This window comes from Thioalkalivibrio sp. ARh3 (genome assembly GCF_000377265.1).
Classification (GTDB): domain Bacteria; phylum Pseudomonadota; class Gammaproteobacteria; order Ectothiorhodospirales; family Ectothiorhodospiraceae; genus Thioalkalivibrio; species Thioalkalivibrio thiocyanoxidans.
In genome coordinates, this window is sequence record NZ_KB897947.1 from 492,011 (window position 1) to 502,928 (window position 10,918).

The following is a 10,918-nucleotide window of genomic DNA, read 5'->3' on the forward strand; positions in this document are numbered from 1 at the left end:
GGCCTTCAGGCGTGACCAGCGGCCAGCTGCTGGAAGTGCGTGCTGCCGTCGACCAGCATCTCCCAGCTTCCCTGGTCGACCAGGCGCCCGCTCTCGAGTACGTAGATCTGATCGCAGGGTTTGACGGTGCTCAGCCGGTGTGCCACCAGGATAATCGTCTTTTCACCGCTCAGGTTGTGAATGGCATCCATCACGGCGCGCTCGGTGGCATTGTCCAGGGCACTGGTCGCTTCGTCGAAGAACAGCACCGCCGGATCGCGGTACAGGGCCCGGGCGATGCCGATACGCTGGCGCTGCCCGCCGGACAGGCGCGTCCCGCGTTCGCCGATCAGCGTTTCGTAGCCCTGCGGGAGCTCGTTCATCACAAAGTCGTGCAGATTCGCCAGGCGCGCGGCCCGCTCTACCGCGGCCTGATCGATCTCGGCCTCGGGGACGCCCAGGGCGATATTGGCAGCGACACTCTGGTCGGCCAGGAAGATGTGCTGTGGGACATACCCGAGTGCCGCCTGCCACTGCCGCACGTTTGCCGCCGTCAGTGGCTGGCCGTCGACAAGAACCGCACCTTCGTCGGGTTCCAGCAGCCCCAGCAGGACATCCACCAGCGTGCTCTTGCCGGCCCCGGACGAGCCTACCAGCCCGATGGTCGTGCGGGCCGGGATCTCCAGCGAGAGTTGGTCCAGTGCGGCGCGGTCATGCTGGGGGTAGCGATAGGTTACGCCCTCGACCCGAATCGCCTGCCGGGGTGCCAGGGCAGGACGGGCCTCGCCGCGCGAGGGCAGGGCGTCGCCGCCGCGGTCACCGAGATCCTTCAGGATGTTGTCCACCGCCGCAAAATTGAAGCGCAGGGCCGCCAGGTTCTGAAAGACCTTCTGGAAGGCGGGAATCAGTTGCTTGCCCGCCAGCGCATACAGGCCGAGCAGGGGGAGGGCCTGGGCCAGGCCCCCGTCGCCGGCCATCAGGTACAGCACGAGCAGCAGTACGCCACCAAAGGCGATCGCCTCGATCGCGTACTGCGGGGTGTCCTGCAACAGCACCGCATTCGCCTGGTGCCGGGCATAGCGCCTGGACGGGTGGCGGTAGCGCTCCAGGTAGTCACGTTCGCGTCCCAGCAGGCGGATCTCCTTGGCGCCCGCGAAGGCCTCGGCCGCCGCGGTGAAGCGTTCGCGGTTGGCCTCCACCCGGTCTTGTCCGATCCGGTTCAGCCAGATCCGGGCCACGATGTAGATGGCCGCGTAGACGCTGCCCAGACCCAGGGCCACGGTGAGTGCGAGCCACGGCTCGACCACGATAAGCAGGGCGATGATCGAGAGCGCCAGCAGGCCCTGGCTGACCAGCCGCATGGCCGGCATTACCGCGCCACTGATCGCGTGTGTAGTCTCCTGCAGGATCGTCTTGGCCAGGTCACCGGAATTGCGGTGCAGGAAGAAGGTAAACGGCCGTCGCAGATAGTCGGCCATCAACCGGCGCGACAGCTCGTATTGCTGCATGTGCGAGAAGCGGGTGATCGACCACTGCGTGAGTGCCTGCAGCAACGTCCCGAGCATGAACATCACAAACGCCGCCACCCCCAGAAAGTAGAGAAACTCTCCGGTCGATTCGAACCCGAGGGTGTTGTATGCCTGGCTCAAGAGTGCGTGGTCATGAACCATGTCCGGGTCGGACAGCACTGCGAGAAACGGCATCACCGAGGCGACACCCACGGTCTGCATGAATGCCGTGATGATCATCAGGACTACCAAAAGCCCTACCTTGCGCCGATCCCGGGGGTGCAAAAGGGCATTCAACTTGCGCAAGGTTCCAGCCATGAATCAACCGATTCTCGTTGTCGCGATCCCTATGACGTATAGCGTTTTTTTGCCTTCGAGGAAACGGAAAATTTGGTTCTGGCGGCGTGGAATCGACCGTCAATTACAAAACTCATGCAGCTGTCTGGATCGGATCATCAGGTAAATCCATCGCAGTCGGGATTGCTTGATTCAACGGGTTTTTGGATCCTCCAGTTAGGGGGGTGGACAGGCCGGTGCTGGCGATCGAGTTGCATGGAATCTCGCCATAAGCCGCGATTGCCACCCTATGCCTTTTTGCGATTTCAAGGGGTGGTCAATGGCCATGGACGAGTTCGGTTTGCACGCCGGTTTCCTGCACGCGGCAAGGCAGTTCGCGGACCGCCCGGCGCTGGATGTGGAGGGGGGCGAGATCCGCTACCGGGATCTCTACGCCGCCAGTGCCAGCCTGGCTTCGGGCCTTCAGGCCGACCTGCCCGCCGACGGGCCGCGCACGATCGGCGTCCTGGCCCAGCGCTCGCGCATCCTGTACCAGGGCCTCCTGGGGGTGCTCATGGCCGGGCACACGCTGGTACCCCTGAATCCGTCCTTCCCCCCCGAGCGAACACGGCGGATGGTCGATTTGGCCGGTCTGGGGGCCCTGGTCGTGGATGCCACCGGGATGCAGTCGCTGGACGGCTGGCTGGGGCCGGAGCATTCCGACTGTGCGATCTGGCTGCCGACCCGGGAGGACTGCGATGCCTTTCAGTCCCGCTGGCCCGGGCATGCCTTTCATGCCCTGGACGAGGCCTCGGCCCCCGAGGGATGGTCGCCGGCCCGGGTCAATCCTGACGATCTCGCCTGTCTGTTCTTCACCTCGGGCAGTACCGGTGTACCCAAGGGCGTGGCCGTGCGGCATCGCAATGCGGCCCGGTTCGTGGCCATGTCGCGGGAGCGCTATGACCCTCTGGGTCTGAGCGAGAACGATCGTTTCTCGCAGTTCTACGACATTACCTTCGACTCCTCGATGTTCGACCTGTACGTGGGCTGGTCTTATGGCGCGTGTCTTTGCTGCCCCTCCGCCCGCGAGTGGTTCAACCCCAACCGCTACATCGTCGACAAGGCCCTGACCGTCATCGACATCACGCCGTCGGCCGGCCATGGCATGAGCCGCCGCAACGGCTGGGCCCCCGGCCGCTTCCCCCAGCTGCGGCTGTGCCGCTTTGGCGGTGAGGCCCTGTCGGCGGAACTGGCCAGGATCATGGAGGCCGCCGCGCCCAACGCCGCGATCGACAATGCCTACGGGCCGACCGAATGCACCGTCGATGCCTGCTTTTACCGCTGGGATCCAGAGCGGTCGCCGGCGGAGTGCATACACGGGATGGCCCCCATTGGTTATCCGGGAAACCAGGTCGGGGTTCGCGTGGTCGACGAGGCCTTTCGCGAAGTGCCCGAAGGGGGGGAGGGCGAACTCCTGATCAGCGGGCCACAGGTCAGTGCCGGGTACTGGAAGGAGCCCGAGCGTACCGCGACCGCGTTCATCCGGCTCGGGGATGACGACAGCCTGTATTACCGCACGGGTGATCTCGTGAGGCGCCCGTATCCCGGGGAGCCCCTGCAGTTTCTCGGGCGTTTCGATCACCAGATCAAGATTGGCGGCGTGCGCATCGAACTGGGAGAGATCGAACAGGCCCTGCGCGAGGCCGCGTCGACTGACCAGGCCGTTGCGATCGGCTGGCCGCGTACCGCGAGCGGGGCCTCCGGCATCATCGCCTTTGTGGTCGCCGAACACGCGGACCTGGAGGGGATTAGGGAACAACTTAGGCAGCGGCTCCCCACCGTGATGGTGCCGCGGGAGATTCATCTTCTGGACGAACTGCCGCTGAACGGGAATGGCAAGGTCGATCGCAAGATGCTCGTCGAGGCGCTGGAGGCGGACGAAGCATGAATGGTCGCGCGCCCTCCGGCGCTGCCCCCGCCAGGCCGGCGAGATGACGAATGTGCTGGTTCAGCTGCGTTCCTCCCTGCACCGGCACGGCTGGTGGCGCACTATGGCGCTCGTCCCGCGGAACATCCTGTTCCGGCTGACGGACTTCGATCTCAAGCACGGCACCAATACCGGTATCCAGGCCGAGGACGATGCCGGCCTGCCGCAGGAGCACGAGGGATACGAGGGCGCCCCGCCGCGCCTGTTCCACCGGATCATCCGTTCCCTGGCCATCGCCCCCGCGCGCTATGCGTTCATTGATCTGGGGTCGGGCAAGGGCAAGGCGCTGCTGCTCGCGTCGCACCATCCGTTTCGGCGGATCATCGGGGTCGAGTTCAACCCCCGCCTGGATGCGATCGCCGCCGCGAATGCGCGGATCTACCGGCATCCCGAGCGCTGCATGCACCGGATCGAAACCGTCTGTGGCGACGCCGGCGCGTTCGAGTTGCCGCCGGGCGACCTGCTGATCTACCTGTTCAACCCTTTCAAGGCCGCGATCATGGAGCGCGTGCTCGCGAATCTCGAGAGTGCCCTGCAGGCCGACGAGGGACGGGACGTGCTGGTCGTGTACCAGAACCCGACCCAGAGAAGACTGCTGGACGAGGCCCCGTTTCTGGAGCGGGTTGCCTACCGCGAGTACCGCACCAGGCGGCTGCGAAAGATGCCGATCGGCCGTGTCGCGGTTTATCGAAATCGCCGAGGCCCTGCTCGCGCTTAGCTACGCGCGAGCAGGGCCTTAACCGTACTTGCCCCCAGATATCCCCAGGTCTTCACCCGCCCCGGGCGGCGCACCAGGGCCTGAAAGAACGCACGCCGGGCGATCCGTGGGTCCCCCTCCCAGTAGTGGTGGTAGCCGAAGGTGAAACAGGCATCACCCAGGCGCTCGCGCACCCGGAGCCAGGAGGTCTTTTCGCCATTGGGTCCCACCAGACCCCAGCGGCCGAGCGCCCGTTGGACCACCTCGACCTCGTAGTTCACATCCGGGTACTTGGTCATGCAGCCACGCCCGTGCAGGCGATAAAGGGCGGTGACGCGGTCCAGCTGGCGGTACTCGGTCAGTCGCGAGGCTCGAATCCAGTAGTCATAGTCCTGGCCGCGCTTGAGCTGAGGGTCGAACGGGCCGACCTGTTCCACCAGCTCGCGCCGCATCATCACCGTGATCGTATGCGGCAGGGATTCCATCAGCAGCCGGTTGTACACCCAGCCCGAACCCTCCGGGACAATTCCCGGTGCCTCGGTCACCGGGACCGGGGGATCGGCCAGGGTATGGGCCGGGGCGAACTGCCCGCTGGCATCCGGCGTCCACGCCAGAAAATCCGTGTGCACCAGACCGATCTCCGGGTGCTGCTCCATGTACAGGATCTGGGCGGTCAGCTTGCCGGGCAGCCAGACATCGTCGGAATCGATGAAGGCGATGAAGTCGCCCTGTGCGGCCGAGATGCCGGCGTTGCGGGCCACGGCCGCTCCCTGGTTCTGCTGGGTCAGCAGCGTCAGGCGGTCGCCATAACGGCGCAGGATCTCGACGGTCCCGTCGGTCGAGCCGTCATCCACCACGATCAGCTCGATGCTGGGGTAGTCCTGATCCAGGACGCTGTCGACGGATTCGGCAATGTAGGCCGCCGTGTTGTAGGCCGGCATGACTACCGACACCAGTGGCTTGCGGGGCAAGGCCTCCGACTCGGCTGCGTGTGTGTTGTTCGCCAGTGACGCTTCCATGGGTGGCATCATCCCGGGCTGCGCCCTGGCGCCTGGCGCAGCCAGTCATGCGTCCATCTGGCCACCTGGTCACGCCACTCGCGGCGGGAAAAGGTGTGGTTTGCGTCCGGCAGTTCGCGCAGGGTCACGCGTGGCTGTCGCAGCAAGCCGTCCCAGGCCGGTGCATGGCTGGCCACATCCCGAAACTCGGCGGCCGTCAGGTCCTCTCCGCTCAGGACCACCAGGATCGGCCCGTGAAAGCGGCGCCAGCCCTCGGCCATCCGGTCCGGAAGGGGCGCAGACGAAACATCGAAGCGGCCCTCGTCGGTCGCAGCCGGGGCAGTCCCGGCACGACGGCCCAGTACCGTAGAGACCACTCGCCCCAGGGACTGCAGGGAGACCCAGGGGTTGAAACGTCCCTTCAGGGCGCCCGACCAGAAGTCGCGCGAGAAAAGCCGCTGGAGGTAGTAGGTCTTCAGGTAGGCGCGGGCCAGGCCCTCGTCGGTGCGGACCCACGGGTTGGCCAGCACCAGGCCCGCCACCCGGGGGTCACGCCAGGCATAGAACAAGGCGGCGGAGGCCGCACCGCACAGGCCCCAGATCACGACCTCGCGCATTCCCGGCACCTCGGCCGAGAAGATATCCATCGCCGCGCGCAGGTCATCGTGCACCTCTTCGTAATCGCGCTGGGCGCCGGACGAGTCGCCCATGCCGCGAAAATCGAAGCGGAACACCGGTATCCCCCGAGCCGCCAGGTCGCGCGCCAGGAGCAGAAACTGGCGATGACTGCCGACGCGATACTGCGGGCCGCCCACGGCGATCAGGACGCCCCGTGCGGCCCCGGCGGCGCCAGGGTGGAGGATGCCGAGCAGCTCGTCTCCGCCCAGCCGGAAGACCACGGCCCGCTCGTTCATGCCGCCCGCCCCAGAGACACCGAGCGCCCCAGACAATCCATGGTGTGTTCCAGCAGGGCCGGGACCTCGAGGATGTCCGGCGCATTCCAGAAGGGTTCGCCGGGGACGACCGAGGCGTGTACGTCCAGCCCCTGCTCGCGCCACGCCTTCAGCGTTCGGGTGCTCCCCGCAGACAGGGAGACGTCCTCGTCGTCGTTGACCTCGAACCAGTACAGCGGCCCTTGTGGCGGTGGTGCCAGGCGGGCCATTGCCAGGGCGTTCGCCAGCTCCGGCGCCAGGGTATAGCCCGCGACCTCGATGGCTTCTCCCGCCTCCAGTCGGCCGCGCAACTGCCCCGTGCTTTCCTTCTCCCCGCCCATCATGCCCGCGGCCATGCGCAGGCGGAGGAACTGCGTCAGGTGCTGTTCGCCGTTGGTGACCGGTTGCCACAGCACGGTGGCCGCCACCGACGGGGCGCGTGCGGCCAGAAGGTCGCTGATCAGCAGGGCGCCCGCGCGCAGTCCCCAGAGGATCAGGGGGGGCTGGGCGCCGGTTTGGGATTCCAGATGAGCCAGGCAGCGCGCGAGGTCGTCGAGCCAGGAATCCCAGCGCGCATCACCAAAATCGCCTCCGCTGTCCCCGCAGCCGTACAGGTCCGGCAGCAGGACGGTGTACCCCTCGCGGGCCATGCGCCGGGCCTGCAGCGCCACCATGCGCCGGGCCTTGTTCAGCTCCTCGGCAAAGGGCGGCACGAACAGGACCCGCCCGCGGGCAGGGGTCCGGGCGGCCGGGTGCAGGACATAAAAGACTGGTCCGTCGCAGCCCGGCAGGAAACCGGCCTCCATCTAGGCACCATTCTTGTGTTCAACGAAATCGACCAGGGCGCCGACGGTCTCGAACGTCTCCGCACTGACGTCATCGTCATCGATAACGATGTCGAACTGTTCTTCCATCTCGTTGATCAAGGAAACCACCGCCATGGAATCCAGTTCGGGGACCCCGCCCAGCAGAGGGGTGGAGCGGTCAAAGTGCTGGGCACGGCCGTTCAGGCCGAGGGCGCTGTCAAGCAAAGCCTTGATGTGCTCGAGCGTTGACATGATGCTGATCTCCTGTTCCCTGGTGGCGCATTCCGCATACTTCCGGAAGCCCTATTGTGAAAGCTTGTGGCCGACAACTGGAGACCTTGCGGGTACCAAATAATCAATACTTTAAAGTGGTCGGCGGTCCCTCCATCATTGAGTTTTACCTTTGCCTGCATTTTTTTGTTTGCTGGAAGGTAAACGCGGAAACTTGTATATCGGCATGCCCACGGGAGCCATCACAGGCGGGTATTTGCTGCTGTTTCCTTGAACGCCACTTCAGGCGACAGGAAGGCCAATGGCGGGACTATGCGGATGGTTTGGGGCGCCCAGGGAGGCGGCGGGCGATATTCTCGGCCTGCAGAAGGCGGGGCTCCCTTCGGTCCCGGGTGAGTCCAGCGCGCGTTGCGATGGCCCCCGGGGCGGGTGTCTGGTCCAGGGCGGCTGGGTGGCCCAGGCCCCGGACGGGCTGATCGCAGGCATCACCGGCCACCCTCGGTGGCGGGAACGCGGTCTGCAGCGTCTGGCGCTGGAGCAGTCGCCCGCACATGCCTTGCTGGACGCCTACCGGCGCTTTGGCGAGGCCCTGTTCAGCCAGGTGGCGGGGGCGTTCGCGCTGGCGATCCTGGATCCTCAGAGGGCGCGTCTCCTGGCAGGCGTGGACCGCATGGGGCAGATTCCGTTGCATTGGGCGGTCGTGCCTGACGGGGTGGTCTTCGGGACGGCGGCAGGCAGTGTGGTTCGCTATCCCGGCCTGATGCGCGAGCCCACCCCGGCGGGGCTTTATCACTACTTCTTCTTCCACATGCTGCCGGCTCCGGTCAGTGTGTTCGCCGGTGTCGAGAAGCTGCGTGCCGCGCATTGCCTGGACCGCCAGGCGGACACGATCCGCGTGAAGTCATACTGGGTCCCGCATTTTCGCGAGTCGCGCCTGGGGGATGCCGCCGAGATGGGGACGGCCCTGCGTGATCAGCTGCGCAGCGCCGTCAAACATCATCGGGAGACACCGAGGCCGGGGGCCTTTCTCAGTGGAGGACTGGACAGCTCGACCGTGGCCGGGCTCCTGGCCGAGACGACCCCCGAGCCGCCGCCGACCTTCAGCATCGGTTTCGATGCCCCGGGTTACGACGAGATGGAGTACGCCCGCATCGCGGCCCGGCACTTTGCGACCCAGGCGAACGAGTACTACGTGACGCCGGACGACGTCGTTGCCGCCGTCCCCCTGATTGCCGGCAGTTACGACGAGCCCTTTGGCAACTCCTCGGCGCTGCCTGCCTATTTCTGTGCACGCATGGCGGCACAGGCGGGCGTGACACGGATGCTGGCCGGCGATGGTGGCGACGAGCTGTTTGCCGGCAACGCACGCTATGCCAAGCAGGGCCTGTTCGAGCACTGGCAGCGCCTGCCGCGCCCCTTGCGCCAGGGCATGCTGGAACCCCTGGCGACCCGCATCCCGAAGGGGGCCGGCTGGTTGAGCAAGGCGCGCCGCTACGTGGAGCAGGCGCGCATCCCGCTGCCCGATCGGCTGCAGACCTACAACTACCTGTACCACCTCTCGCCCACGGCGATGTTCGAGCCCGACTTTCTCTCGGCGGTGGATACCCAGGCCCCGTGGGACTTGATGCGCGAGATCCACGACCAGCCGGCGCACGCCTCGTCGCTGAACCGCATGATGTACCTGGACTGGCAGCAGACCCTGGCCGACAACGACCTGCGCAAGGTGACCCGCATGTGCGAGCTGGCCGGCGTGGATGTCGTCTTTCCGATGCTGGACGACGACGTGGTGGAGTTCTCCCTGGGTATCCCGTCCGACCAGAAACTGCGCGGGCAGCGGCTGCGCCACTTCTACAAGGAGGCGATGCAGGGTTTCCTGCCCGACGCCATCATCGACAAGAAGAAGCATGGCTTTGGCCTGCCCTTCGGGGTGTGGATGCACGACCATGCGCCGCTGCGCGAACTGGCCTATGACAGCCTGCTGCGGCTCAAGGGGCAGGGCTTTCTGCGGCCGCAGTTCATCGACGAGCTCATTTCGCTGCACCGCGACGGACACGCGGCCTACTACGGTGACATGGTGTGGGTGCTGATGATGCTGGATCTCTGGCTGCACGCGCCGTCGAGCGAGATGCCGGCCGAAGCGCGCGCCCAGGCGGGCGGTTACTGAACTCTACAGACCACGTGCCGGTGCTTGCCTCCGGCTTCCGGGGCAATCGCCTCGACCTGACGGATCTCCACTGTCAGGGGTTCCCCCAGGGCCTGCGCGAAGGCGCGCCGCAGGCCTTGCTCTACGGCCTCGGCCAGTGTCTCGTCGAGGACCAGCAACAGCTCGACCCGGTCCGGCGCGTGCTGGATGATCTTGTACGAGCGCAGGCCCGCGATCTCGCGCAGGCAGTAGTTGAAATGACTGCCGTGCACCCAGCGGCCATCGAGCGCGATCAGGCCGTCGTTGGCCCGCCCCTCGATCTCCCGTAGCAGCGGCAGGCCGCGCCCGCAGGGGCAGGGTGCCGGGTCCAGCGCGCCACGATCACCGGTGCGGTAGCGGATGAAGGGATACTCCGGACCCATCAGGTTGGTGACCACGATCTGTCCGGTCTCGCCGGCCGGAAGCGTTCGCCCGGCATCGTCCAGGATCTCGACGATCAGCGCCTCGGCCGTCAGGTGCAGCCCGCCATGCGGGCATTCGCGTGCGATCAGGCCGGCATCCCGGCCGCCATACTCGTTCGCGACCCCACAGCCCAGTACGTCGGTGATGATCGCCCGCCATTCCGGGCGCAGGACCTCCGACGTGGTGAAGGCCACCCGAATGCCCCGATCGTCCAGGCGTCGGCCCTGTTCCCGCGCGTGCGCGCAGACCCGTGCCAGCACGGAGGGATAGCCGAAGATCATGCGCGGGCGGAACTCGCGAATCTGGTCAATGATGGCATCGACCCGTGCCCGGTCGAGGTCGCGGGCCGGGACCAGGCGCGAGCGCAGCACGCGGTCGCGCCAGGACCGCAGGCGATTCTGCGCGTCGGTCTCGTTCGGCGCGCCCCAAAGGGCCAGCTCGCGATCGCCAATGTCGACGCCCCACCAGCGGGTCGCGCGCCATTTGGCGGCGATGTCCATCGCAATGCGCTCGCGCCCCAGCCAGAAGGCCAGCGGTTCGCCGGTCGAACCGCTGGTACGTTGCGCGACCAGGTGTTGTGCCCCCTCGGCCCGCCACTCGTGGCCTGCCCGGCGCAGAACGTTCTTGTCGATGACCGGCAGGTGCTCAAGATCCGCAAGGCTCGTCAGCGCGCGGGATGACCAGCCCTGGTCGGCGAACCACTGGCGATAGAACGGTACCTGTTGGGCCACGCGCTCGAGCAGGGCCTGCAAGCGGGTCAGCTGCAGGTTCTCCAGCGCCTCGGGCGTCCACCACTGGGTCGCCTCCAGCGCCTTGCGCAGGCGCACCGTCGAGTGCCCCTTCAACCGCTCGTGCACGGGAAACGCGCCATGCGCGACCAGCGAGGTGTACAGCCCCAT

General features: G+C 66.4%; 9 protein-coding genes. 3 read left to right on the top strand and 6 right to left on the bottom strand.

The annotated features are described in order from the left end of the window. Positions 1–5: 5 nt before the first annotated feature. Complete coding sequence (locus tag C995_RS0102265) at positions 6–1,805, bottom strand: ABC transporter ATP-binding protein (RefSeq protein WP_026278892.1); 1,800 nt, start codon at positions 1,803–1,805, stop codon at positions 6–8. Between the two features lie 298 nt (positions 1,806–2,103). Between C995_RS0102265 and C995_RS0102270 the strand changes: the two genes are divergently transcribed. Together C995_RS0102270 and C995_RS0102275 are read left to right on the top strand one after the other, a co-directional pair. Next, positions 2,104–3,711, top strand: a complete 1,608-nt coding sequence (locus tag C995_RS0102270) for an amino acid adenylation domain-containing protein (RefSeq protein ID WP_018863389.1) — start codon at positions 2,104–2,106, stop codon at positions 3,709–3,711. 43 nt (positions 3,712–3,754) lie between these two features. Further along, positions 3,755–4,468, top strand: a complete 714-nt coding sequence (locus C995_RS0102275) for a class I SAM-dependent methyltransferase (protein ID WP_018863390.1) — start codon at positions 3,755–3,757, stop codon at positions 4,466–4,468. On the opposite strand, the gene C995_RS0102280 is transcribed toward C995_RS0102275, so the two are convergent. From C995_RS0102280 to C995_RS0102295, 4 genes are read right to left on the bottom strand one after another with little or no spacing between them, the layout of a single operon-like run. Then, positions 4,465–5,466 carry a glycosyltransferase gene (locus tag C995_RS0102280; RefSeq protein WP_018863391.1) on the bottom strand — a complete coding sequence of 334 codons (1,002 nt, stop codon included), beginning with the start codon at positions 5,464–5,466 and terminating at the stop codon, positions 4,465–4,467. The genes C995_RS0102275 and C995_RS0102280 overlap by 4 nt on opposite strands. 8 nt (positions 5,467–5,474) lie before the next feature. After that, positions 5,475–6,359 carry a hydrolase 1, exosortase A system-associated gene (locus tag C995_RS0102285; protein WP_018863392.1) on the bottom strand — a complete coding sequence of 295 codons (885 nt, stop codon included), beginning with the start codon at positions 6,357–6,359 and terminating at the stop codon, positions 5,475–5,477. Next, on the bottom strand, positions 6,356–7,183 hold the full coding sequence (locus tag C995_RS0102290) for a hydrolase 2, exosortase A system-associated (RefSeq protein ID WP_018863393.1): 828 nt from the start codon (positions 7,181–7,183) through the stop codon (positions 6,356–6,358). The genes C995_RS0102285 and C995_RS0102290 overlap by 4 nt, the downstream gene beginning before the upstream one ends. Next, positions 7,184–7,435: an acyl carrier protein gene (locus C995_RS0102295; protein WP_012983883.1), complete on the bottom strand. Its 252-nt coding sequence runs from the start codon at positions 7,433–7,435 to the stop codon at positions 7,184–7,186. It abuts the gene before it with no gap. Between the two features lie 430 nt (positions 7,436–7,865). Here C995_RS0102295 and C995_RS0102300 point away from each other — a divergent pair, with 430 nt between their 5' ends. Then, positions 7,866–9,578 carry an asparagine synthetase B gene (locus tag C995_RS0102300; protein WP_019623917.1) on the top strand — a complete coding sequence of 571 codons (1,713 nt, stop codon included), beginning with the start codon at positions 7,866–7,868 and terminating at the stop codon, positions 9,576–9,578. Here the strand turns inward: C995_RS0102300 and C995_RS0102305 are convergent. Next, entirely contained in the window at positions 9,572–10,918 is a 1,347-nt protein-coding gene (locus C995_RS0102305) for a phenylacetate--CoA ligase family protein (protein WP_018863395.1), read from the bottom strand. The genes C995_RS0102300 and C995_RS0102305 overlap by 7 nt on opposite strands.